Here is a 23,736-nt window from a genome sequence, read left to right as displayed (position 1 = left end):
GATCAGCGCCTCACGAGCGGGGGATTGGTCTGGTTGAGATAATAGACGCGCAATTCCTTCACACCCAGCATCTTCGCCAGCCGCATCATGTTGTTGCGGCAATCGTTGCAGGTCGAGCGGTCGACATAGATTTCGAGCACCTCGGGCAAGCGCCCGAAATGATCGTAAGCGAGCAGCATCGCCTCAGCCTCGGCATGACCGAGGAACATCGCATCCTGCGAAGTGGGCCCGGTATCCTTGAGCCCGAACTTTGCGATCAGCTCCTTGTAGATTTTCTGCCGACGCTCGTTGCGCAGCGAATAATTGGGCGGATCGAGTCCTGCGCTGGTGCCGTGGAATTCCTCGCCGCCCAGCGCGATGCGCGCGACGGTGCCCGCGTCCGCATCCTGCGAGAAATCGGGCAGCAGCGCGGTTGCGCGGAACTCCATCAGCTTGTCGATCTCGTCCTTGATCTTGTCGGCGGAGCGGAAGGGCGGCGCGTCGCCGAAGCGCGGATCGGGGTCACCCGCCTGCGACAACAGGTCATCGCCATGCGGCAGGCTCCGCGTCGCGTCCGGCGCCTCGTTGTCGAAATGGATCGTGACGGTGCCGCCTTCGACGCCCTGCACGGTGCCGCGTCCGAATTCGGGGTGATCGACGCGAAGTCCCTTGACGACCTTGTCCGCCGCAAGCGGCCGCACGGGCGGTGCTTCGGTGGAGAGCGGTGCCGGGGTTTGCGACTCGCGGTAGGTCTTGCCCTGCGGATCGAGCCGCGTGGCCATTTCCGCCAGCGCCTTGTCCTCGCCGGGGTAATTGGTGCGCAGGCTGCGCAGTTCGTCGTAGAGCGCGGCATCGCCCTTGCGTTCCTTGGCGAGCACATGGCGCTCGAATTCGAGGCTGGCCAACGCCGACGCTTCGGTGTTCTTGGCGATATATCGATCGTAGAGCGCTTGCAGGCGCACGGGATCCTTGAGCGCGAACACCAGCAATGCCGGGGACTCGCGCGCCCAGCTGCGCAGCGCGGGCGGCAATTTGTCGAGATGCGTGGTGACGGTCTTCAGCCGCTCCGAATGCTCATATTCGACGCGGAACGCCTGGCCGCCTTTGGCGGCGAGATGATCGAGCTGGCGCATGCGCCGCTCCGCATGTTCGGGGCCCAATTTCTCCACCAACCCCTCGCGAAAGCGCTCGAGCGCCGCGCGCCGCGTTTCCTTGTCGGGTGCCATCAACGCGGCGAAGGCGTTCGCCGGATCGGCTTCGATCATGATCTGGGCCGAGACGTCCCACAGACTCTCCTCGCCCATCCGCGCCAGCACCCGCGCAATGGCAGTGTCCATATGCTCGGGCACGGGCAGCTTCACCGGCGCAGGCAGGACCTCGACGACCGGCGCGGGGAGTTTCGTCGACGGTGTCTCGCCCGTGTCGGCGGTGCGCGCACGGCGCGGAGCGGGCACCCCCTCTCCGCCCACGGGCGCCGTGCCCGCGCGCGGAAAGCCGAGCTGATCGTTCATCAGGTCGCCGACCAGCCGGGTCTTCATCGCCGCCTGATCGGTCATGAAGCCGCGGTCGTTGCCGTAGGTGACCGGCCCGCCGAGATCGCTGAGCACGATATCGGGATTGGCGGCCGCCTGCCGCACCGTCGCATCGGGATGCGTCGCGATCAGATGCTCGCGAAACGCATCGAACAGGACGACGCGATTGGCGCGCTCGAACCACAGCGATCCGAATTCCATCGGATTGGCCGGCCCCTTCTTGCCGAACATCGCAGCGGAAGCGGGATGGAGGTGATGCTTGTGCCAGTTCTGCATCACGAACTTCTCCCATTGCGCGCGCAACGGGCTGTTCGGGCTGATGTCGAGCACATTGCCCAACTCGTTGCGGCGCACGATGAAGGGCAGGATCGAGCTTTCCTCGCCGCCATAGCGCTTCGCGGATTCGAGATCCTGGCTCATGTACAGGCCCGGCCCGACATCCTCCTCACGATTGGTCGCCAGGGTGGGATCCACGCCAGCGCGCTTGTAATCCTCGAGCCGCTCGCTCGACGCGCCGCGGAAGAACATCAGCAGCTCGTCGCCCGGATCGAGCTTGTTCGCGCGGATCAGCGCTTCGCGCGATGCCTCCAGCACAGCGCGCGCGATCAGCGGCTTGACGTGATCGGGCACGTCGGGATTGTTGAGCACCGCGGTGAGGCGGATCATCGCGTCGGGCCGCTCGACCAGTCCGAGACGCTTCACTGCCTCCATCGCGTCGCCCAGCATCGCGGCGCGGCCCATTTCAGGGTCGACATCGCCCTTGGGCGCGCGGCCCGCGATCTGATCCTCGAACGCTTTGACGCGCTGCATCTGCTCCGAGACCGCACCGAGGTCCTCGACATTGCGCGGCGTCAGCTTGTCATGGATGGTCGCTGATTCCGCGCCCACGCGGCGACCGGGATCGAGCCCCGCGGGCGCGGCCTCGCCGCCGCTTTCCGGCGTGCGTGCGCGACCGGCGGCGCCGGCACGGGCGAGCGCCGGGTCGCTCATCACCTTGCCGACAAAAGCGTGATATTCCTCGATCGTCTTGAACGGCTCGCGCGTACGCACCCCCGTCACCGGATGCGGGAAATCGATCCAGTACCGCGCATCGGGATCCTTCGAATTGAAGCCGAAGTCGGTGTAACTGAGCTTGCCGTCATCGACGAAATAGATGCGCGACCTTCGTTCATCGAGGCCATGCACATCCGCCTCGTATTTGATCACGCCGAAATCGCCATCGTCCCCCGAGGGCAGGCGACTGAGGAAGCTGGTTCCCTTATCGCCAGGCGCATTCGGGTGGTAGTGATGCTCGATGATCCAGAAGCCCCCCGGTGCGGGCACGCCGTCGCGCGACACGGGCATTTGCGTGTTGCCCGGGCCGGCATCGATCTTGTTGCGTACCGAGATCGAGGCAACGCTGACCGAATCGCCCTGAATGACGAGATATTCGCCGGTGACCGGGTTGAAATAGACCGCCGCCTCACGGGTCGGGTCGATGTTGAGCAGCCGGCCGAAATTGTCGTTGGCAGCTTCGCGGCTCCGCGCATCCGGATGCACCAGCACCGAATCCACTCCGATCCGAGGGAGCGCCGAGGCATCCACATCGGCAAGAGAGATATGCAGATGCGTCGGTTGATCAGGATTGTCGTTGGCTGATGTGATGGTGCGCGTGCCGGACTCGTCGTCAGGGGTGCGCGCGCGTTTGGCGCGCGCCTCCGGTTCGGTTTGGCTCGATTTGGTCAAGCCTTCCTCTTCGTGGCGGGGCATCGGCACCGCGCCTTCCTCGCCCGCGCGCGGCATGGGCAATATGGTGCCATGCTCGTCGACGCCGGTGATCGGACGCGGTACCTGCGCTTCAGGAGTGGCGGCGTGCGGCGTAGCCCCTTCGAGCGCTGCCTTTGGCACCGCTGGCGCTTCGGACGTCCCGCCCACCTTGGGACGTCCGACGGCCGGTAGCGCCCCCGGCTCGGGCGGCATCGGAATCAGCCCGCGCGCGCGCCCTTCGGCGATCAGCGCGCCGAGCGCGGCCTCGCGGAACTCGTGCGGCTGATCCTTTACGGTGAAGGCGTGCTCCATCGCGCGCTGCGGGCTGATCGCCCGCATCGCGCGGTCGCCGGCGCCTTCGGCGAAGCCCTGCACTGCGTTCTGGACGAACGCCCAGCCGACTTCCTCGAAGAACTGCCCGGCGGACATCTTCTGATCAAGCGCGATGCGGTTATAGGCGATGTCGACGACGCGCGTCGTCGCGCCGCTGACCCCGGACGCGAGCGAACGCGTGCCGACTTCGGTGAGGAAGCTGGTGCTCAGCGCCCGCGCGCGGATCTGGCCCACGCGCGCCGCGAGCTCCATCGAGCCGCCGCGGTTGAGTACCGCGTTGACGCCCGAACGCGCGCCGACTCCCTTGACGATACCACCAACGCCGGCCGTGACGCCGCGGGTGACACCCGCGCCGGCGGCGCCGCCCAGCGCGCCGCGCAGGAAGCCGTGGAAGATGCCCTTGCCATAATCCTCGCTGTGGCGCGCATTGGGATCGACTGCGGCGCCGACTGCACCGGAGACTGCGCTCGATCCCGCGCCGATCGCCATTTCCTCCATCAAGGTGAGGCCGCGCATCATCACGCCCTTGTTGACGAGATTGGCGAGCGTCTGCTCCGACACGCGCATCGAAGTGGCGAGCGCCTTGACTGCGCCGGCGCCGCCGCGCAGCCCCGCGCCGACCGCCGCGCCGATGCCCGCGGTCGCGGCCTGGACCATCGTCATCACGAAATCGCGGAACATCTCGTCGCGGGTGTAGCGGTCGCCGCGGATCGAATAGGTCAGCGCCATGCCGATCAGCCCGGCGCCCGCCGTGACCAGCACCGGAATCCAGATCGAGGCCGCCGCGCCGCCGGTGAGGATGGTGGTGACGACCGCGGCGATCACCATCAGCGCAGTGGTGACGAAGCTGGCGATGCGGTCGGTCGCCTCGTTATACGCCGTCGAGCTGATCTTCGCGAGCGCAACGGCGGTCTCGAACCCGCTGACGCTGCCCCCGAGTGCCGGCTTGAAATTGCCTTCGCCGTCGAAATTGCCGCGATATTCGGTACCGCCGCCGTCCTTGAACTTGAGGTTGCCGCGCCCGTCGATATCGGCGTCGGTGACGCCCATCTGCTGCTTGAGCCGATCGAAATTGGCGATCATCGCTTTGTATTCGGAATTGGCCAGTCCGCGCCCCAACGCGCCCGACTGGTCCTTGGTCAGCTTCATCCACAGCAAGGCGACCTCGCCGCGCTCGCGATCATTTTGCGGCACGCCCTTGAGCGCGATGGTCAGGTCGTTGGCCTTGTCGCCGTCGAACGCAGTGCCGCTCTTGCCGAAATGCTCGAACACGCCGAGCTGGCGCTCGAGGCTGGGGCCGTTCGGATGGTCGTGGTTATATTTGTCGAGGAACTTCTGGATCTCGCGGCGGTCCATCCGCTTGAGCTGCATCAGCGCGAGCTCGTTATTCTCGTGCTTGACGGCATATTCCATCACCGCGATCGGATCGCCGGCGTCGCTCTTGAGCATGCCGATCGCGACTGCCTTGCCCGTCGGATCATTGACGAGCTTGGCCGAGAAATTCTTCTCGAGCCGCGCCTTGACCGCCTCCATGTCCTCCGAGGGCTTGCCCCCCTCGATCTTCGCGCGCGCCGCCTCGGATGCCTTGAGGATCTTGAGCCGGTCCTCCTCGGCTTCCTTGCGCCCCTGCTCGCGCCCCTTTTCGTTATAGCCGCCGCCGACCTGCGCATCGCCGCGCCCGCTACGCGTCGCGGAATCGAGCCCCTTCAGATCGGGCTTGGCCCGCTTCTCCTCGACCAGCACGCGCGCGCCCTTGGCCTCAGGGCTCTCGGCGCCCTTCTCGAGGATCATGGCCAGCCATTCCTTGTGATAAGGATTGACCGTGTCCGTGACGATCTTCGTGCGCCGCGACTTGCCATGCCCGGTGCTGTCGCGATGCGTGATCTCGCGCGTGGCGTAGCGCAGCATCGCCTGCTGGGGATCGGCCTGTTTGCCGACGATGTTCTGGACGCGTTCGAGCCCGGCAAACTCGGTCTGCATCTTGGCCCAATGGCCGGCATTGCGCTCGCGCACTGCCGCGGTCGGGGCTTCGAAGCCGAAGATGTCGGCATTCCAGCGTTTCTTGTCGCCTTCGAGCGGGCTGTGGAAATCGCTGCTCGCGTCGGTGAACTTCTTGGCGAGCTCGTCGCCCCGCTTCTCGCCGCGATTCTCCTTGTTGATCGTGTCGAACTGGTCGGCCAGCCCCTCGGCCTTGGCCGGCGCGCTATTCTCGTTGAGCAACGCGTCGAATATCTCGCGGTCGCGCCCGTCGAGCTGCGCGGCCAGTTCCAGCAGCCGCGGGTCCTTCTTGAGCTCGGCGAGCTGCGCGGGGGTGAGATTGAGCAGGATGTCGCGGATCCGCTGATTCTCGTTCGAGAAGTTGAACGCCGCGATCAGCTCCTGGATCGCGCCGCCCTTGGGGTCGCCGCGGAGCATGGCGATCGCCGCATCGCGATTGGCATTGTCGGTCTTCTCGGCCGACCAGACGGCATCCTTGTATTTCTTGGTGATTTTCTCCTCGAGCGTCATCGACGAATCGAGCAGATAATATTGGTAGCAGACCGCCTGACCCTGGATCTTGGACAGGCCCCGGACACTCTCCATCAGCAGCCCGGTCTCGGGTGCGAACGTCGTGGCGAGCGCCTTCTGGATATTGCCAGCGCGATCGGCAAGCTTCTGGGTCACCTCGCGCTGCGCGCGCTTGAGGAAGCCGGCGAGCTGCGGTGCCGATAGCGGGTCCGCCTTGATCTTCTCGCACAGCTTCTTGAAGCCGTAAGGTGTATTGTCGGCGCCCTCCTCGGGGCCCTTGGCCTCGGCCTGGGCCGGGCCAGCGGGGGGCTTGGAGCCGTCCGGCGCGGTCGGCGCGGGGCCTGCCTTGTCCCCCGGCTTGTCCTTCCCCTTGTCGGCGCCGCGCGTGGCGCAGTCGCCGGCGCATTTGGCCGGCACCGGCGCGGGCTCGGGGGGAGCCTTGTCCTTCGCGCCGCCGGGCGTCTTGGGCTCCTTCGGCGGCGGTGGGGGCTTTTCGTTTTTTTTGCGCGCGGCCACGCCGGCATCGTGCTTGGCCATCGCCTCACCGCCGTTGAGCACCTGATGCACCTGCGCGCCGAGCGCGCCGACCGAATCCGACAGATCCTGCACCGCGCCTTCGAAGATCGGGCCGAGCGGCGCAAGCACGGCATCGGCCTGCTTGAGCACGTTGCCCGGGACATCGTCCATGCTTGCGATGCTGTCGAAGACCTGCTTGTCGAGATGCAGCATTGCCTGCGCGACGATCTCTTCGAGCGTGGCGTTGGAGCCCGCGACGATTGCCTGCTGCCGCGCCCCGAACTGCCGCGCGCGCTCGAACTGGCCCTCGCCGATCCGGGCGGCGGTGTCGGCCGTGGTGCGCGGCTGGCGCCCGGCGATGCCGGCAAGATTGGCCTTGAGTCGGATCGCGGCACGATCGACGCTCCGCGCGAACGCCGCGGGCGGGCTGCCCGCCTGTTCGGCGAGCAGGTCGTGCATCGCCTGCACGGCGCGTGGCTGGCCCGCGGCCATGCCGGCGAGCGTCGCGCTCTGGCGCTCCGCCCCTTCCGACACCGCTTCGGCTTCGCGCTCGGAATTATTCTCCGAGGCCTCGATCAGGCTTTCGCGCGTGCGATCATGCTGCTGGATCAGCATGCGCTCGGTCGCATCCTCATTGGCGTCGATCGCCTCGCGCAGCGACTTGACCGTCGAACCGACCGATTTGAGCGCGCCGTCCTGCGCCGCGTAGATCGCCTTGCGCCCGGGGCCGTCCATGTTGGCGACCTGTCCCTCCAGCCCCTGGAAGGCGAGCGTGAAGTCGCATTCGATGCAGGCGAAGGATTTGACGAGAAATTCGTTGATCGCGGCCTGCGTCTTCTGGACCAGCTCCTTGTCGCACGTGGCATAGCCGGGGGCGTAGTCGACCTTGGCCTCGCGACCCGCCGCAGACATCGTGCCATATTCCTCGGGAATCTTGCTGCCGGGACTGGAGATGACGCCGTCAAGCGCAGTCATCGCCGCAGTCGCGGTATCAAACACCGATTTGGGGCCGGTCTTCGATTCGTCGATGATGGGGGCGGCCTGATCGCGGAGCGGCTGGATACGCTTGTTATAGTCGCGTAGCCGTTGCTCGAGCCGGCCAATGCCGGTGGCGCAGGCGCCGCGGATGCGCCGCCGCAGCCTATCGGCACGCGTATCGAGCGTAAGCCGCAATTGCTCGCTTCCGTGCGCCAGCCGCGCGCGGTTGGAGAGCAAGGTGGTGTCGAGCAGGTTGAGCGAGGCGTCGAGCTTCGACTGGTGCAGCAGCTCCAGCTCGCGATTGCGGCGATCGGCGGAAGCGACGATCAGCTCCGCCTCGTGCATCAGGCGGCGATAGAGGCCAAAGCTCTCATCGACCGCCCCGGTATAGAGGCTGCGGTAATCGGCGACGGGCTCCTGCGCGGCGCCCGCTGAATTGGCGGACGCGACCGCGGGGTGCACATCGAGCTCGCGTTCCGCGTCGAAGCTGCCGACCGGCATCCGCGCACGAAACCCGGGGCGGGCGAGATGATGGCCACCGATCGTTGGGCTCGGCATCGGCAGCGGCACTGCCGGCGCTTTCTCCAGTCCGGCCAGCTTGGCGAGCTGCTGCCCGGCCTTCGCGCCTGCTTTGCCGTCGCTTTTGCCGCTGCCCGCAGGCGCAGCATCGGCTCCCGGGCCAGCCTTAGTCGCGGTGCCACCCTTCTTGTCCCCCTTTTCCTTGCCGCCATCCTCCGACTTGTCCTTGTCGGCCGCCGCCTTCTTTTCGTTGCCGGCGGGATCCGGACCCGCGGCGGGGGGCGAATCGGCCGACCTCGCTTTATCGGTGGGCGGCGCCTTTGGCGGCGGGACCGACCGCGGCGACGGGAGCGCCGGCAGCAGCTGCCCATAGGTCTTCGTCTGCGACACTTCGACACCGAGCATCCCGTCATAGGTAGCGAAGCCCGCATCATCGATCGGCTTCCACCGCATGGCGGGCATCGGCGTGTAGCTGGGGCTGGTGTCACCATAGTTGCGCAGGGGCGCCACGCTGCGTGGCGCAGTGCGCGACGCTGCCGGGCTTGCAGCCGGCACGGGCCGCTGCGCCACCGAGGTACGACCTCCCATGTCACGCGACTGGCAAGCAAACCGCGGGCCAGATGTGAAATATAGGTAAATGAAGGACTTGGACTTCACCCCGGCGTATCGCACCGTCACGCGGGAACAGGATCGCGTGTCACATCTGTATCGCGAGGCGATGGCAGAGCTATAGCGACATGGACGTTCTCGACCTCTGCCGCTCGCATCCAGGGGCGCTATTTCAACGGCAGAAACATCTCCGCGACCACTGCATGCGCAGCTTCTCCCGGCGGGAAGGTGAGGTATCGCTGGCAATAGATCGGGAAGTCGCGCGCTTCCTCGCCGCTGGCCGGGAGCCACTCGCGATACAGATAAAGCGCCGCCGGTTCCAGATTATGCGAGGCGCCGTTGACCCGCAGCTCCGCGCAGCGCCCGCCGGGGATCACGCCGGCCTTCATCACGTCGTCCTGCGCATCGATTGGCCGCCCGGTCCCGACGCACAGGTCCATGCTATATTCGGCCGGGTTCTCGGGAGTCCGCTCGGAGCGGAAGATGTTGAACGTCGGGCTCGTCTCGGGGGACAGGCCGGCGCCCTTTCGCCAGCGGATGAACCGCTCGATGGTATCGCCGAGCGTCGCCCGATCGCCGCGATGCTCCAGGATCGCCACCGGCGTCGGTAACACTTCGCGGATGGTCACGTCGTCTCGAGTATAGGTCGTCTGCATGAGCTTGCTCCTCGCAATTTCCAGAGGCCCGAAGGCCGCAAGCCAAGGCGCCCAATCGGGCGATTTCCGGAACGACGAAGGCGATTGCCCGAACCTTCGCCGAAAAGCGCGGGCGAAGGCATCCGGCGAATCGTAGCCGGCATCCATCGCAATTTCCGTGACGCTGGCGGCGCCCCGGGATGCCAGCTGGTTCGAAGCACGCTTCATGCGGGCGAGCTGGACATAGCGATGCACGGACAATTCGAAGGTCGCCGTGAACTGCCGGTGGAAATGGAATTTCGAGAAGGCGGCGATCCGGCTCACCGTTTCCAGATCCAGATCGCTGTCGAGATGCTGGTCAATATAGTCCAGCACTCGCTGCATCCTGGCATGGTAGTTTTGAAGCGCCGCCTTCATCGTCCCTCCTCAGTGGCGGCACCAATTAGCCGTTGTCGGCACTGGCATGCTCGACCGATCTTGCGGTTTGGCACCGACAGGACGCTCGCCGTCTACCGGAATGGCATTCGAGGCCTCATCTGCGGACGAGGAGAACTCCGGTCAGGATCAGGCCTACGCCGATGAGCCGCGGCAAGGTGATTGCCGTGCGATCGAGGCCCAGCAACCCGAAATGGTCGAAAATGACCGCCGCGGTGAGCTGCGCCGCGACCGTCAGCGTGAGAGTCAGCGCGAGCCCGAGCCGGGGCGCAGCGAAGGCCACCGCCGCGACGAAGAAGGCGCCATACAGGCCCCCGATCCAGGCCCATGGCGGCGCTTGCCGGGCAGTGGCCAGCGGCGTCCTGTCGATCAGCAGCCAGGCCGCGACGACCAGCGCCGTGCCGCCGCCAAAGGAAATGGACGCCGCCAGCCAAAGCGATCCGGTGCTGCGCGCCAGCATGGCGTTGCTCGGCGTTTGCGTCGCCACGCATAGCCCGGCAATGATGGCTAGGATGATCGGCAGCACGGTCTGCATAAAAGCGTTCTCGTTTGGCGGGGTGATTGGTCGGGCCATCCTCAAGCGCCTTCCGGGCGCCTAGTCCAGTTCCGTCGCGCGGCGCAAAGCAACGCCAACAAGCATCTCGCTTTCTCATTGCGGTCGATGCAATCTCCCATGATCAACGCGATCCCGGAGCCGGCTCTTGAATGCGTCCCTCACCCGACATGGTCACACCTTCAGCCGGCGATCCTTCATCGGCGCGGCGACGGCCGGCCTGGGCGCGCTGGGTGCTGGGTCGGCGGTTGCCCGGCCCGTCATGCCGATCGTCGACTCGCTGACACTGCAGGTCCTCGACGACAATGCCAGCTTTGGTCCGTTCCTGCCGGACCTGATGCTGCCCGGCTTGAAGGTCCTGCGCCACACCGGCGATGCCGGCGCGCCGGTGATGTCGAGACATGCGCTGCATGCGGAGTTCGGCCTCTCCATCCTGGCCATCTCGAGACGGGGCGGCTCAAGCGCGAAGGTACTGATCGACTTCGGCTATTCGCCGGAGGCGATCCGCAACAATCTCGCGATGTTGGGCATCGATCTGTCGGATCTCGACGCTGCGGTGCTCAGCCACGGTCACCTCGATCATTATGGCGGTTTTCCCGGGTTTTTCGGCGCCGGCAGCACGCACGCGGTACCGCTCTATGTCGGGGGCGAAGAGGCGTTCTGCGAGCGGATCGCGCTGATCGGCAATCCGCCGCCGGTCATGGGTGCGCTCGATCGCGCCGCGCTGGCGAGCGCCGGGTTCCGAGTCCACATTTCAGCGCAGCCGGAAATCATCAGGGGACAGGCATTCACGACCGGGACCATCCCGCTCTCCAGCTTCGAGCGCCCCGCCATCCCGACCCGGATGCGCCCCGGCAAGGGGTGCGACAGGGCGGCGCTCGATCCGGCGAAGCGTGCCGCCACGCTGCTTCCCGATGATGGCGCGCACGAGCTCGCCACCTGCTTCGCGGTGAAGGGGCTCGGCCTGGTCGTCATCGCGTCGTGCAGCCACCGCGGCGTCATCAATACCGTGCGGCGGGCGCAAATCGTGTCCGGCGTGGACAAGGTCCATGCCGTGGTCGGCGGGTTCCATCTCGTGCGGCCGCGTACCGAGGACGAGGCGAAGCGCACCGTCGCCGAGTTCGCCGCGATCGATCCCACCTATGTGGTGCCGATGCACTGTACCGGGGACGTGTTCATCCAGGAGGCGATGCGAGTGATGCCGCAAAAGGTCGTCAGGCCCTATGTCGGTACCGAATTGGTGTTCTCGTCATAGCCCCAATCCGCGCGGCGACCGGGCACGATGGCGCATCGCCGATATGCGGGCGGTATCGGCGGGAAAAACGAAAACAACTTCGTTTATTATTGCGAGGCGGCGGACTTCATGAGAGTTTCGCCACGCGGCGGGGCAGTTTCGCTTCATTGGGGCACGCCCGGTGAATAGCGGCGACCGCCATTGTGCAAGCGATCGCCCGCGCGTGGAGACGGTCGAGCGATGGGAGAGACCTGATGCGTAGATTGTCGATTGCGGGCATTTGCCTTGTGGCGCTGGTGGCAATGCCGGCGCTGGCCGGTCAGAAGGCGGCGGCACCGAACACGCTCACCGCCAGCGAACGCGCGCAAGGCTGGCAGCTGCTGTTCAACGGCCGCAACTTGAGCGGCTGGCGCTCCTTTGGCGGCGGCGCGGCATCGCCCAATTGGGTGGCGCGCGACGGAGCGCTCGTTCTGGCCTCGAAAACCGGCGAGATGAGCGGAGGCGACCTGGTCACCGCCGACGATTACGGCGCTTTCGACCTGACGCTCGACTGGAAGGTCGAGCGCGGCGGCAACAGCGGCGTATTCTACCTCGCCCGCAACGCGCCGGGGACCCGCAACATCTACGAGACCGGCATCGAGATGCAGGTGCTCGACAATGCAGGCCATCCCGACGGCAAGATCCCGTCGCACCGCGCCGGCTCGCTCTACGACATCACCGTGCCGCCACTAAGCGCGGCGCGCCCGGCCGGGAGCTGGAACCATGCGCGGCTGCGCGTCGAGCGGGGCCGCATCCGCCAATGGCTGAACGGCACGCTCACCGCCGACGTGCCGTTCGGCAACGACGCCTGGCGCAAGCGGGTGGCGGCGTCGAAATTCGCCACGATGCCGCTGTTCGGCACCTTCCCGAGCGGAGTGATCGGCCTGCAGGATCATGGCGAGACGGTCGCGTTCCGAAACATAAAAATCCGCAAGCTCGGCGCGAGCGCCCTATGACGGCCGCCGCGTTGGATCCGGCGGCAATTACGGCCGACGTCATCATCGTCGGCTCGGGTGCCGCAGGGGGCATGGCGGCCTATAGCCTGACCAAAGCCGGCCTGCGCTGCCTGATGCTCGAGGCGGGGCGCGACTATGACCCCCAGGCCGAAGTCAACATGTTCGCACCCGAAAGCGACGCTCCGCTGCGCGGGGCAAGCACGCCCGACAAGCCGTTCGGCTATTTCGACGCGACCGTGGCGGGCGGTTGGGAAGTCGACGGCGAGCCCTATACGATGCGCGAGGGCACGAATTTTCGCTGGTATCGCTCGCGGATGCTGGGCGGGCGGACCAATCATTGGGGCCGGCACGTGCCGCGCTGGGGCCCCTATGATTTCAAGCCTTTCTCGCGCGACGGGCTCGGGGCGGACTGGCCGATCAGCTATGACGATGTCGCGCCTTTCTACGACCGCGTCGAGCGGATGATCGGCGTGAATGGCGGGCGGATCGAGCTGGAGAACCATCCCGATTCGCCGCCGGTCTGCCTGATGCCGCCACCCAAGCCGCGCGTTCCGGAAATGCTGCTCAAGGCGACGTGCGAGAGCATGGGGATCCCGGTGCGGACGGCGCACACCGCGGTGATCACGCGCGACATGCCCGACAAAGTGGCGCCGCGCAGCGCCTGCTTCAACGCGACGCCGTGCACCCGCGGCTGCACGATCGGCGCGATGTTCCAGACGACGACCTCGTTCCTGCCGATGGCGAAGGCGACCGGCAGACTGACGGTCGTCACCGATGCGATGGTCTCGAAGGTGACGATGGCCGCCGCGGGCCGCGCCGCCGGAGTGGAATATGTCGATCGCAAGACCGGCGCGCGCCACCAGGTCAAGGCGCGGGCGGTGATCCTCGCGGCGGGAACCTGCGAGACGACGCGGCTGCTGCTCAATTCGGGCGACACGCCCGCCGGCCTCGCCAATGCCTCGGGCCAGCTCGGGCGCAATCTCACCGATTCGACCGGCGCGTCGTTTCGCGCCTTCGTCCCCGCACTCGCCGATCGTCCGCGCTACAATGAGGACGGCATCGGCGGGCAGCACGTCTACATCCCGTTTTGGCTGTACCAGGAGCAGAAGCGCGGCGAGCTGGACTTTGCGCGCGGCTATCATTTCGAGATTGGCGGCCGGTTCGGCATCCCGCCCGCCGCGGCGCTGCCGCGGGTGTGGGGTGCGGGGCTGAAGAAAGCGGTCCGCGCCGCCTCGGGCGCGACGATCGGGATGACGCTGCGCGGCGAGATGATCCCCAACAAAGACACTTTTTGCGAGATCGATCCCGGCGTGAAGGACCGGTTCGGCATCCCGGTGCTGCGCTTCGCCTTCCGCTGGTCGCAGCACGAACTGAACCAGGTCGCGCACGGCCAGCGCACCGCGCATGCCGTGTTCAAGCGAATGAACGCCACGATCCTCGACCCCGAGCTGCCGCCTGAACAGCTCATCACCGCGGGGGGCGAGATCATCCACGAACTGGGCAGTGCGCGGATGGGCGCCGATGCGCGATCGTCGGTGGTCGACAGTTATGGCCAGACCTGGGACGTCGGCAATCTGGTGCTGATGGATGGCGCGATCTTCGCGTCGGGCGCGCACAAGAATCCCACCCTCACCATTCTCGCGCTGGCGCTGCGCGCGTCCGAGCGGCTTGCCGCCCGGTTCAAATCAGGAGCCTTCGCATGACGCCGTCGCGCCGCGAGACGCTGCAGTGGATGATGACTGCGGCGGCGCTGCCGTTCGCGCGCTGGACGCCACCCGCCATGGCGGCAGGTCAGGGCACGCCGCCGCCGTTCGTGATCACGGACTGGCCGGTAGCGGTGCCGCCGCCGCCGCCAGCGCAGGGTTATGGCCGCGATCCGGACCTCATGGCGCCCAAGGTCCCCTGGCCGCTGACGCTGACCACGGCGCAGCGTGCGACGGTCGACCTGTTGGGCGACCTGATCCTTCCCGCCGACGCGCAGTCGCCGGGGGCCGGCAAGCTCGGCGTCGGGGCGTTCGTGGACGAGTGGATCAGCGCGCCGTATCCGGCCCAGCGGACGGACCGGGAGCAGATACTAAGCGGGCTGATCTGGCTCGATGCGCAGAGCCGGGCGCTGCACGGCGCCGCGTTCGATGCGATCGCCCCGGCCCAGCGCGCGTCACTGCTCGATGCACTCACCGTCACGGCACCCGTCGCGAAAATGGCGAAGCCGGTCGCGTTCATGGACAGGCTGCGCTACCTCTTCGTGCTCGGCTTCTACAGCCTGCCCGAAGGCAAAGCGGACATGGGCTTTATCGGCGATCAGCCGACCCCCGGCGATTATCCCGGTCCGAGCCCGGAGGCGCTGACTCATTTCAAGGACGTCCTCGCCGCGCTGGATCTGGCAGCTTCGTAACCCCCTTGGCCCCGGTCACTCCGCCGCGGCGGTGACCAGCGGCCGTCGGGCGGCGCGCCATGCCGGCACCGCGCCGCCGAGCACCCCGACGATCAGTGCCAGGGTCACGGCCTGGACAATGTCGTTCGCGGCGAGATCGAACTTGAACATCACTTGCGTGAGGTTGCCGCCGATCGTGCTCGCGCTGCGACCTTGCAGGAACAGGCCGGCCAGCGCCACGCCCAGCCCCGAGCCGAGCAGCACCAGCAGCACGGCTTCGGCCATCGTACTCACGAAGATCGACGGCCCGCGAAAGCCGAGGATGCGCAGAGTCGCAATCTCGGTCGAGCGCGTCGATACCGACGTGAACATCGTGTTGAGCGCGCCGGCGAGCGCGCCGACCGCCATCGCGATGCCGAGCGGCCAGCCGACGAACAGGATGAGCTTGCCCATATTGCGGGCCTGTGCGGCGAAATAGGCGCGCTCGGAGCGGGCCACCAGCTTCAGGCTGGTATCGGCGGCGAGATAGCGCTGGAGCAAGGCGAGCGCGGAAGCCTCGCTCAGCCGCGCGCGCACCGATTGCACCGCGGCGCTCGACCCGAAGAACTGGCCGACCAGCTTGCGATCGGCCCAGACCTCCGATTCCATCGCCGATCCGCCGGCTTCGAACACGCCGACGACGCGCCACATCATGCCGGCAAGTCGCACGCTGCCGCCGAGCTTGAAGTCGCGGTAGCGCCCGGCGAGCGCGCTGCCGACGACGAGTTCGTTGCGGCCTGGCGTGAACATGCGGCCGCCCGCGAGGCGCGCCAGCGGGCGGACCGCCAGCCCCTGCGGCCCCATGCCGCGCAAGGTCACGCTCGACTCGCCGCCCCCGTCCTCGACTGCGCTGATCGTTGCGAAGCTCTCGGCCGAGAGCAGCGGCCCGTTCTTGCCCGCGGCGATCCCCGGCGCATTGTCGAGCCGGGCGAGCCGCGCAGTGTCGATCGCGCTGTTGAATTCGGACGCCGATCCCTCGGCGAGGATGATCGCGCTCTGGTCCGATCCCGTGCCGGCGACGGTTGCGCGGAAGCCCGACGCCATCGCCAGGAAGCCGAGCAGCACCAAGGTGGCGAGCGCGATGCTCAGCACCGTGGCCGAGGACATGCGCGCACGCGACGGCAGCCCAAGCAAGGCGATGCGCGCTACCGCGGCGATCTGTTTGACGCTGCCGGTCATCACTTCCTCCCCAATGCTTCGACGATGTTGACCCGGCCGGCCTGGAGCACCGGCAGGATGCCGGTCAGCAGGATCAGCAGCGCCACCAGCCCGGCGGCCATGGCGAGGGTGGATGCACCCATCGTCATGCCGGGCAGCACGTCCTTCAGCGCGGTGCCGAGCGCCGAGACGATCAGCGCCGCCACGCTCATGCCCGCGACTGCGCCGGCCACCGCAATCAGCGCGACTTCGCCCGCGAAGATCCGCGCGACACGCAGCCGCGAGAAGCCGAGCGTCTTGAGCACGCCGATTTCGCCGGTGCGCTCGCCGACCATGAAGATCAGCGTGTTGCCGACGACGCAGAGGATGACGACGAACGCCGCGCCGACGATCAGCCGGACGATCAGCATCAGATCGCCGATCTGCGACAGGAACGCGCGACCCAGCGCCGCCTCGCTCTGGGTGCGCGTCGCGGCTGCCGAATTGGCGTATCCGGCGTCGATCGTGCGCGCCATCGCATCGTTGGCGGCCAAGTCGCGGCCCTGGACGAGGACCCAGTTGATGCGGTCGCGCCCAGTGAGCAGCGCTTCGTTGTAATAAGCGAAGTGCCCGGCCATCGCGAGTTCGCTGCCGCCGGGCTGGGCGGCGGTGTAGATGCCGGCCACGGTGAAGCGCCAGGCGCGGCTACCGTCCTCGCGCAGATCGGTGAAGCTCTGCAGCGTGACCTGGTCGCCGCGCTTCCAGCCATAGCGTTCGGCCAATGCGCGGCCGACCAGCAGGCCGTCGCGCGTGGCGACGAAGCGGGCGCGGTCCTCGTCGGCGACCTTCACCACATCCTTGGACAGATCGAGATAGGTTTCGGGCTCGACCATCACTGCCGAGACGATGTCCTTGGGCTGGCGCCAATAGACCAATGCCATGCGCACCGGGCTCGACACCGCGACATTGGGCTGGCGGGCGACGTCGCGGGCATAAGCGATCGGCAGCGTCTGCTGGAAGCCGTTGCGGTTGACCACCATCATCCGCTCGTGCCCGCCCGGCTGGTCCTCGAGCCGGAACGCAGTGGCGACGGCGCTCAGCACGCCGAAGATCAGGAAGGCGACGGCAATGCATCCCACCATCAGCAGCATGCGGACCGGATTGCGCAGCGCGTTGCGCCGGACGAGCGTGGTCTCCCTCATGCCGCGACCGCTTCGTTGACGAAGCGTCCCTTTTCGAGGTGGAGGGTCAGGTCGGCCGCGCGCGCGGCGACGGGGTCGTGGGTGACCATGACGATGGTCTTGCCGAGCTCGTCGGCGAGCAGCCGCAGGATTTCCAGGACTGCGTTGGCGCTGGGCCGGTCGAGATCGCCGGTCGGCTCGTCGGCGAGGATCAGCTTGGGGTCGGCGACCAGCGCGCGGGCGATCGCGACGCGCTGCTGCTGTCCGCCCGAAAGCTCGCGCGGCCGATGCCGGGCGCGGTCCGCCAGCCCGACCACGTCGAGCGCAGTATCGACGCGGCGGCGGCGCTCCTTCGCGCTCATCCGGTGGAGCAGCAGCGGCAGTTCGACATTCTGCGCTGCGGTGAGCATCGGCATCAGATTGTAGAATTGGAAGATGAAGCCGAGCGTGTTCGCGCGCCACTGGGTCAGCCCCGACTCGCTATAGCCGTCGATCCGCTCGCCATCGACGGCGAGCATGCCGCTATTGGGGCGATCGATGCCGGCGAGCAGGTTGAGCAAGGTGGTCTTGCCCGATCCCGACGGCCCCATCAGCGCGACGAACCGTCCGCGCTCGATCGAGAGCGACAATTTGTCGAAGATCGGCACTTCGGTGCTGCCGCGACGATAGCTTTTCGACAAATCGACGATGTCGATGAGGTTGTCGACGGCGGGAACGCGCTGCATGAAGTTCACGACCGGTCTCCTGTGGAAAGGAACGCCGCCTTGGCGGCCATTTGCGGAAGGATGCGCGGATCGCGGCGCACGAACGCGATATTGACGCGCACGGTAGCGCGGTTGCGGTCCGCCGAGGGGACGATCGCGGCGACCGCCGCCTCGAACCGCTCGCCGGGAAGCGCATCGAACGTCAGCACCACGCGCTGGCCCGAGCGGATGCCGCTGATATAGGCTTCGTTGACATCGGCCTCGACCTGCAGGCTGGCCATGTCGACCAGAGTCACCACACCGGTGCGCGTGAAGCCGCCGCCCGCCGAGATCGGCGAGACGAGTTCGCCAACTTCGGCATTCTTCTCGATCACCACCCCGGCAAAGGGTGCGCGGATCGCATAGAGATCGAGCATGACATGCGCCGCGCGCACTCCCGCGGTCGCGCCGCTCAGTGCGGCTTGGGCAGCGGCGATGCGTGCGCCGAGCATGCCGCTCTCGGCCTGGCTTTCCTCGAGCGCCGCCATGGTGGTGAAGCCGCGCTGGCTGAGCGCCTGGCGCCGCGCCAGCGTAGCGACCGCCTGACGGTGCTGGTGGCCCAGCGCAGTGATCGTCTGGCGCGCTTCGGCCTGCGCCGCGATTGCCCGGTCCAGCGCCGCGCGCGCATCCGAATCGTCGACCCGCGCGATGATCTGGCCGGCCTGAACATGGTCGCCCTCGGCTACGAGCACCTGACGAAGCTGCCCGGTAACCTGCGAGCCGACGGTGCCGCCACGCTGCGGCACGACGAACCCGGCCGCGATCAGGCTCGCCGCGGGCGCCGCCGCCGCTGCCGGCGGGACCGGCGCTGCGGCGATCGGCACGGGCTTGCCGCCAGCGCCCCCCAGCAGCGCCGCCGTCGCGACGCTGCCTACGGCGAGGCTCGCCAGCCCGGTGAGGAGCAGCGGCACCAGCGAGCGGCGGCTACCGCGTTCGACGCAGACGGCGGGTGCCGCCTTGGGGATGGCCCTGGTCGGCTCGCGATCGAGGCGGAGTTCGCGCAGCCGGTCGGCGACGGTCGCGGTCATTGGTCGTCCTCCGTCTTGCGCTCGCAGCGGGCGCGTGCGGTTGCCCAGACCAATCCGGCGCCAAGCCCGACCAGCAAGTGCGGCACGGTCGCGACCAATCCGGCGTTCCAAAGCACGCTGCCGTCGGTGCCGCCGAAATAGTCGAACGGCGCGACCCAGAGCAGCAGCGTCGCGGCGACGAGGCCCGCCGTCATCCCGGCCGATGCGCGTCCGCCGGGAAGCGGCAGCCGCTGCAGCGCGTACAGCAGAAGCAGGAACAGCCCGCCGAACCCGATCTTGGCATAAGGCGGCACTTTGTCGGCGACTGCGAACACCGCCATTGCAGCGCCGCGCAACTCGGTCTCGCCGCCGACCTGGAGCCACCGCACCGCGGCAGAGACATAGGTGAACGACGCCCATGCGATCATCCATCCGATCAGCGTGCATTTGTGCGCCACCAGCCCGGTAAGGGCCGAGGCGCGAGCCTGCGGTGTCAGCGGCGCGGTCATGCGGACTTCTCCTGGAGGAACTGGCGATGGACGAGGCGGCGGTAGAAACCAGCGCCGGACAGCAGCGCCTCGGGGGCGCCGCGCTCGACCAATTCGCCGCCATCGAGCGCGACGATCTGGTCCATCGCCTCGAGCCCGGTCATGCGGTGGGTGACGAGAATGCAGGTACGCCCGCGCATCAACGCCTCGAGCCCCTGCAGAACGAGATGGGCATTCTCTTCGTCGAGGCTCGACGTGGCTTCGTCGAGGAGCAGGATCTCGGGATCGCGCAGGAACATCCGGGCGATGGCGAGCCGCTGGCGCTCACCACCCGAAAGCCGCGCGCCGCGCTCGCCGATCTGCGTGTCGAGCCCCGCGGGCAGCGCCGCCACGAAGCCGTCCGACCGCGACAATGCGAGCGCGCTGGCGATCGCCTCCTCGCCAACCGGGCGGTCGATCCCGTAGAGGAGATTGTCGCGAACGCTCCCCGAGAGCATTGCCGAGGTCTGGGCGACATAGCCGATCCGCGCGCGCCACTCGCGCAGCGGGATCGCGACGATATTCTCGTCGCCGTGGCGGATGCTGCCCTGATCGGGCGTATAAAAGCGCTCGATCAGCGCCAGCAGCGTCGACTTGCCCGAGCCGCTGGGGCCGATGATCGCGGTGCGGCTGCCGGGGGCGAACACCAGGCCTTCGAGCGACAGCGCCAGGCGATCGCCATAACTGAAGCGGATCTGGTCGAAGGTCAGCGCCTTGGGCGTGCGGCCGGCGGCGGCGCGCGGCGTTGGCGGTGCCGACCATTCGGGCGCCAGACGCAGCACTTCGGCGAGCCGCGTCGAGGCGCCGCGCGCGACCGAAAGCTGCGAGAAGAAGCTGGTCAGCTGCGCCAGCGGCCCGACCACGGTGAAGATGTAGAGCAGGAACGCAGTGAGCGTGCCCGACGACAGGCTCCCCGCCGCGACGCGCATCCCGCCATAAGCGAGGATCGTCACCAGCGAGATCGTCACTGCCAGCGTCATCACCGGGCTGAGCGCCGCCTCGATCCGGGCGGAGCGGCAGCCGAGCGCGAACAGCGCGAAAATGCCGGTATCGGCGCGGCGGCGTTCGCGCTCCTCGGCGCCGAAAGTCTTGACCATCCGCATCTCGGCGAAGACCTGGGTCAGGCGGCCGCTGAGTTTCGCGGTTTCGTCCTGGGTACGATAGGCCACTGCCGCCATCGTCAGCATCACCGGCAGCATCGCGAGGAACGCTGCGCCGATCACGCCGAACAAGATACCGGCGAGCGCGGCGTCCATCGAGAACAGCACGAGCGCGGCACCGGCGAGCAGCAGCACTGCCGATGCCGCGTTGAGGCTCTCGCGCGAGATGAGCTGGGCGACCGCCTTTGTGTCGTTGATCACGCGGCTGGTCACTTCGCCGCTGGCGAGCCCGTCCAGATAGGTGACCGGCGCCGCCACCAGCCGCTCGATCGCCGCGCTGCGCAGCCGGGCCCCGAGCGATAGGCCCGCCCGGCTGGTAAGGTAGCGCGCGACCGCGGCGGCGGCCGCGGCGGCGAGCAGGACCAGCACCAGCTGGACGATCACCGGGCGGCCGAACAGCCCGCCGGTCGCCGCCATCTGGCCCGAGCCGTCGACGATCGTGCGGGTGAGCAGCGGGAAGCCGAGCGTGCCGCCCACCTCCACCAGAGTCAGCAACGCCGCGAAGCACAAAGCTCCGCGATCGATGCGGACATGGCGCAATACCGAGAACAGATCGGCATAGGATGCAGGCCCCGTCCTGGGGCTCGCTTCGGTGGGCGCCGCGCGGGTCACGCGCGCAGGCTCTCGAGGCGGGTGAGCTTGTGCTGGGCCCAGCCCGCGACCAGCGCGCTCTCGCTTCGCGTGCCCTGCTGAAACACTTCCATCGTGGTTTCGAGGTCCGGCTGCTTCGCGGCCATCGCCTTGAGCGCGGCGAAGCGCACGCGCTCCGAGAGATGCGACCGTGCGGTCTCGGCCAGATAGTCCTGCGCGTTTTCGCCGCCGACCTGCGCGATCACCGGCATCAGCGAACACATCGACATGCGGTTGATCATATTGCCGACGAAGTTGCGCTCGACGTCGAAGCCATATTGATCGACCACGCTGCCGCGCACGGTCAGCTCCATGATGTTGAGGCTGATCGACATGCTCTCGGGCGGGAGCTGGTCATGGATGTCGTAGCAGGCGCGGTAGAGCATCACCTTGCCCTCGCTGAGCGAACTCTTTTCCACGAACTTGAGATCGACAGGCTCGCCGGGATAGCCGGCAGTGTCCTCATAGTCATAGGTGTAATAGTTGCTGCTGTAGCCGGGGCCGAAATGCCCGACGGTCAGGAAGTTGAACGAATGGTCGTGGGGGTGGTGATAGAAAAACTGCTCGGGCCCGCTCGCGCGCAGGATGTGGTCGTTGTTCGACGGCCAGAAATTGGCGCGCAGGAAAAAGGTCTGCTGACGCTTGGTGGGCGCGTACAGCATGATGACCTGTGGTCCGTAATTGTTCGAACCGTTGCCGATCCCGGTGCGCTTCTTCAATTCGTCGAGCGCCATGTCGCCGAGGAAGCTGCGATTGTTGCTGAGCCGCTTGAGCATCGGCGCCGCCGCAATCATCTGATCGTGATCCGAGGTGTCGATATTCTCGTCGTGCAGATATTCGATGATCTCGCCGAGCTCGATCGCGTCGGTCTGCGGAGAATCGATGACTAGGGGCATGGTGGCGTCTCCTATCGGTGAGTGTCATTCGGCCGCGATGGCCGGCATTTCGTCGCTGAGCATTTCGATCGTGCGCTGCGCGGCGCGGCGCACCGCGGCCTGCGGATCCCGGTCGCGCATCCGCTCGAGATGCGGCCATGCGCGCTCGAGATTGAGCCCCAGATATTCGCGCATCGTGTGCCAGCGGACATAATGCGACGGATGCTCGAGCAGCCGCTCGAGCTGGTCGCAGCTGTCCTGGCGGCCGAACAGGCGCATCGCAGTGGCGAGCATCTGCAGCCGGGTCGGTTCCTGCGCGGGTGAGCTGGCGCCGACCATGCGGCGCGTATCGAAGTCGAATTCGAGCGCCATCGGCATCCCGCCGCGGTACATCTGGATCTGCAGCACCAGCGCGTGCGATCCCGCCTTGGCGGAATATTCGAACGATTCATTGGCCTTGAAGTGAAGCGAGTCGCCGGCCTTGCAGTCGAAGCGATCGCCTTCCTCGAAGCGAAGATCGAGCGTGTGGAGATCGTCATCGTCGCCGAAGGTCGGGATCTTCCACGACTGCAGCGGAAATTCGTGCGCGCGGAAGAATTTGAGATAGGTCTCCTGCCCGCCGAAGGTCAGCGTGCGGCGCTCGCCGTAGCGCTGCTTGGCGAGATCAATCTCGAAGCCGTCGAGCGCCAACAACATCGCAGTGAACTGGTCGGTGGAGGCGAGCACCATGCCGCCGAAAAACTCACCGCCGATCGGCTGGAACGAGGAGCCGTAAAAGGGATTGCGGTCGGCGCAGCGCTGCTCTTCGGCAACTACCGACTGGATACGGTCTTCGGTGAAGAAGACGTCGCACAGGCGGAACACTTCCGCCGGCGTCATGTCTTCGTTCGCCGCCAGGACCCGCTTGAGATCGCCGAAGCCGAGATAATCATTGTAGTAGCTGACGCTGCGCTTGTTATCTTCCAGCAGGCCGGGACGGAATTCAGGAGCCGTCACCACCGCCATGATGTCCTTGAGATTCTTCATGTCGTTTCCCTCATGCGATCGGAACGGTTCACCCGATCCCGTCAGGTGTTTGCGGGCGCGGCGAAGCTGCCGCGCCCGCAAGCGATTATTCGGCGCTGACTGCGTCGTTGGTGACTGCGATCACGACGCCGATGATGATGCCGGCGATGACCTGGCCGGCGACGACCGGCGTGTGGCGAGCCGAGCCGGGAGCACCGACTTCGAGGTCCAGGGCGGGCAGGTTGTTGGTATCGAACATGGAATTTCCCCTTATAGAGCGTGTCAGAGTTGGTCGGCGTCTGCGAAGAAGATCGCGCCGATAATCGAAGCGATGCCGGCAGTGAGACTGCAAATTACGGCCTCTCCACGTTGCTCGACGAGCATCCCGACTTCGAAGTCCAGGGAAGGCAAATTATGCACCTGATGATTGCTCATATTCATTCTCCAGTTATTTAGCTAGAAGCTAGTTTAGCTGTTGATTCGTCA

The 23,736-nt window shown here is 66.9% G+C and carries 17 protein-coding genes; 4 read left to right on the top strand and 13 right to left on the bottom strand.

The annotated features are described in order from the left end of the window. Positions 1 to 2 precede the first annotated feature (2 nt). From E5A73_RS06085 to E5A73_RS06075, 3 genes are all read right to left on the bottom strand, one after another. Complete coding sequence (locus E5A73_RS06085) at positions 3 to 8,699, bottom strand: hypothetical protein (protein WP_135962899.1); 8,697 nt, start codon at positions 8,697 to 8,699, stop codon at positions 3 to 5. A gap of 188 nt (positions 8,700 to 8,887) precedes the next feature. Continuing rightward, the gene (locus tag E5A73_RS06080; RefSeq protein ID WP_135962898.1) at positions 8,888 to 9,772 is read right to left on the bottom strand and encodes an AraC family transcriptional regulator; all 885 of its coding nucleotides are present in this window, start codon (positions 9,770 to 9,772) and stop codon (positions 8,888 to 8,890) included. A 115-nt stretch (positions 9,773 to 9,887) separates the two neighbouring features. Next, a complete protein-coding gene (locus E5A73_RS06075; RefSeq protein WP_135962897.1) occupies positions 9,888 to 10,325 on the bottom strand; it encodes a DMT family transporter in 438 nt (145 codons plus the stop codon). A 280-nt stretch (positions 10,326 to 10,605) separates the two neighbouring features. Between E5A73_RS06075 and E5A73_RS06070 the strand changes: the two genes are divergently transcribed. The 4 genes from E5A73_RS06070 to E5A73_RS06055 all read left to right on the top strand — a co-directional run bounded on the left by E5A73_RS06070 (position 10,606) and on the right by E5A73_RS06055 (position 14,967). After that, positions 10,606 to 11,598, top strand: a complete 993-nt coding sequence (locus E5A73_RS06070) for an MBL fold metallo-hydrolase (protein WP_135963149.1) — start codon at positions 10,606 to 10,608, stop codon at positions 11,596 to 11,598. A gap of 233 nt (positions 11,599 to 11,831) precedes the next feature. Further along, complete coding sequence (locus E5A73_RS06065) at positions 11,832 to 12,572, top strand: 3-keto-disaccharide hydrolase (protein ID WP_135962896.1); 741 nt, start codon at positions 11,832 to 11,834, stop codon at positions 12,570 to 12,572. Further along, entirely contained in the window at positions 12,569 to 14,275 is a 1,707-nt protein-coding gene (locus E5A73_RS06060) for a GMC family oxidoreductase (RefSeq protein ID WP_135962895.1), read from the top strand. The genes E5A73_RS06065 and E5A73_RS06060 overlap by 4 nt, the downstream gene beginning before the upstream one ends. Continuing rightward, positions 14,272 to 14,967, top strand: coding sequence for a gluconate 2-dehydrogenase subunit 3 family protein (locus E5A73_RS06055; protein ID WP_135962894.1), 696 nt, complete (start codon positions 14,272 to 14,274; stop codon positions 14,965 to 14,967). Before E5A73_RS06060 ends, E5A73_RS06055 begins: the two co-directional genes overlap by 4 nt. A gap of 15 nt (positions 14,968 to 14,982) precedes the next feature. Here E5A73_RS06055 and E5A73_RS06050 read toward each other — a convergent pair whose 3' ends face one another. The 10 genes from E5A73_RS06050 to E5A73_RS21225 form a co-directional block, all read right to left on the bottom strand. Next, positions 14,983 to 16,164: an ABC transporter permease gene (locus E5A73_RS06050; protein WP_135962893.1), complete on the bottom strand. Its 1,182-nt coding sequence runs from the start codon at positions 16,162 to 16,164 to the stop codon at positions 14,983 to 14,985. Then, the gene (locus tag E5A73_RS06045) at positions 16,164 to 17,324 is read right to left on the bottom strand and encodes an ABC transporter permease (RefSeq protein ID WP_135962892.1); all 1,161 of its coding nucleotides are present in this window, start codon (positions 17,322 to 17,324) and stop codon (positions 16,164 to 16,166) included. The genes E5A73_RS06050 and E5A73_RS06045 overlap by 1 nt, the downstream gene beginning before the upstream one ends. After that, positions 17,321 to 18,028 (bottom strand): ABC transporter ATP-binding protein, encoded by a 708-nt coding sequence (locus tag E5A73_RS06040; RefSeq protein WP_135963148.1) that lies wholly within the window; start codon positions 18,026 to 18,028, stop codon positions 17,321 to 17,323. Before E5A73_RS06040 ends, E5A73_RS06045 begins: the two co-directional genes overlap by 4 nt. Positions 18,029 to 18,033: 5 nt before the next feature. Further along, positions 18,034 to 19,074, bottom strand: coding sequence for an efflux RND transporter periplasmic adaptor subunit (locus tag E5A73_RS21240; protein ID WP_168355834.1), 1,041 nt, complete (start codon positions 19,072 to 19,074; stop codon positions 18,034 to 18,036). Continuing rightward, positions 19,071 to 19,562 (bottom strand): hypothetical protein, encoded by a 492-nt coding sequence (locus tag E5A73_RS21235; protein WP_168355833.1) that lies wholly within the window; start codon positions 19,560 to 19,562, stop codon positions 19,071 to 19,073. The genes E5A73_RS21240 and E5A73_RS21235 overlap by 4 nt, the downstream gene beginning before the upstream one ends. Next, positions 19,559 to 21,352 (bottom strand): ABC transporter ATP-binding protein, encoded by a 1,794-nt coding sequence (locus E5A73_RS06030; RefSeq protein ID WP_135962890.1) that lies wholly within the window; start codon positions 21,350 to 21,352, stop codon positions 19,559 to 19,561. Before E5A73_RS06030 ends, E5A73_RS21235 begins: the two co-directional genes overlap by 4 nt. Continuing rightward, positions 21,349 to 22,266 (bottom strand): transposase, encoded by a 918-nt coding sequence (locus E5A73_RS06025; RefSeq protein ID WP_135962889.1) that lies wholly within the window; start codon positions 22,264 to 22,266, stop codon positions 21,349 to 21,351. Before E5A73_RS06025 ends, E5A73_RS06030 begins: the two co-directional genes overlap by 4 nt. Positions 22,267 to 22,290: 24 nt before the next feature. Then, complete coding sequence (locus E5A73_RS06020) at positions 22,291 to 23,271, bottom strand: HEAT repeat domain-containing protein (RefSeq protein WP_135962888.1); 981 nt, start codon at positions 23,269 to 23,271, stop codon at positions 22,291 to 22,293. 85 nt (positions 23,272 to 23,356) lie between these two features. Further along, positions 23,357 to 23,509, bottom strand: coding sequence for a hypothetical protein (locus E5A73_RS21230; protein ID WP_168355832.1), 153 nt, complete (start codon positions 23,507 to 23,509; stop codon positions 23,357 to 23,359). 23 nt (positions 23,510 to 23,532) lie between these two features. Then, entirely contained in the window at positions 23,533 to 23,685 is a 153-nt protein-coding gene (locus E5A73_RS21225) for a hypothetical protein (protein WP_168355831.1), read from the bottom strand. Positions 23,686 to 23,736 lie beyond the last annotated feature (51 nt).

It is taken from the genome of Sphingomonas gei, assembly GCF_004792685.1.
Classification (GTDB): Bacteria; Pseudomonadota; Alphaproteobacteria; order Sphingomonadales; family Sphingomonadaceae; genus Sphingomonas; species Sphingomonas gei.
This window is presented reverse-complemented; position numbering and strand designations above follow the sequence as displayed.

Excerpts from the sequence above, each read along its gene's own strand:
- E5A73_RS21230 (WP_168355832.1), bottom strand. The coding sequence starts at position 23,509 with ATGTTCGATACCAACAACCTGCCCGCCCTGGACCTCGAAGTCGGTGCT.
- E5A73_RS06045 (WP_135962892.1), bottom strand. The coding sequence starts at position 17,324 with ATGAGGGAGACCACGCTCGTCCGGCGCAACGCGCTGCGCAATCCGGTC.
- E5A73_RS06060 (WP_135962895.1), top strand. The coding sequence starts at position 12,569 with ATGACGGCCGCCGCGTTGGATCCGGCGGCAATTACGGCCGACGTCATC.
- E5A73_RS06055 (WP_135962894.1), top strand. The coding sequence starts at position 14,272 with ATGACGCCGTCGCGCCGCGAGACGCTGCAGTGGATGATGACTGCGGCG.
- E5A73_RS06065 (WP_135962896.1), top strand. The coding sequence starts at position 11,832 with ATGCGTAGATTGTCGATTGCGGGCATTTGCCTTGTGGCGCTGGTGGCA.
- E5A73_RS06070 (WP_135963149.1), top strand. The coding sequence starts at position 10,606 with ATGCCGATCGTCGACTCGCTGACACTGCAGGTCCTCGACGACAATGCC.
- E5A73_RS06075 (WP_135962897.1), bottom strand. The coding sequence starts at position 10,325 with ATGCAGACCGTGCTGCCGATCATCCTAGCCATCATTGCCGGGCTATGC.
- E5A73_RS06040 (WP_135963148.1), bottom strand. The coding sequence starts at position 18,028 with ATGCAGCGCGTTCCCGCCGTCGACAACCTCATCGACATCGTCGATTTG.
- E5A73_RS06025 (WP_135962889.1), bottom strand. The coding sequence starts at position 22,266 with ATGCCCCTAGTCATCGATTCTCCGCAGACCGACGCGATCGAGCTCGGC.
- E5A73_RS06080 (WP_135962898.1), bottom strand. The coding sequence starts at position 9,772 with ATGAAGGCGGCGCTTCAAAACTACCATGCCAGGATGCAGCGAGTGCTG.
- E5A73_RS06020 (WP_135962888.1), bottom strand. The coding sequence starts at position 23,271 with ATGAAGAATCTCAAGGACATCATGGCGGTGGTGACGGCTCCTGAATTC.
- E5A73_RS06050 (WP_135962893.1), bottom strand. The coding sequence starts at position 16,164 with ATGACCGGCAGCGTCAAACAGATCGCCGCGGTAGCGCGCATCGCCTTG.
- E5A73_RS06085 (WP_135962899.1), bottom strand. The coding sequence starts at position 8,699 with ATGGGAGGTCGTACCTCGGTGGCGCAGCGGCCCGTGCCGGCTGCAAGC.
- E5A73_RS21235 (WP_168355833.1), bottom strand. The coding sequence starts at position 19,562 with ATGACCGCGCCGCTGACACCGCAGGCTCGCGCCTCGGCCCTTACCGGG.
- E5A73_RS21225 (WP_168355831.1), bottom strand. The coding sequence starts at position 23,685 with ATGAGCAATCATCAGGTGCATAATTTGCCTTCCCTGGACTTCGAAGTC.
- E5A73_RS21240 (WP_168355834.1), bottom strand. The coding sequence starts at position 19,074 with ATGACCGCGACCGTCGCCGACCGGCTGCGCGAACTCCGCCTCGATCGC.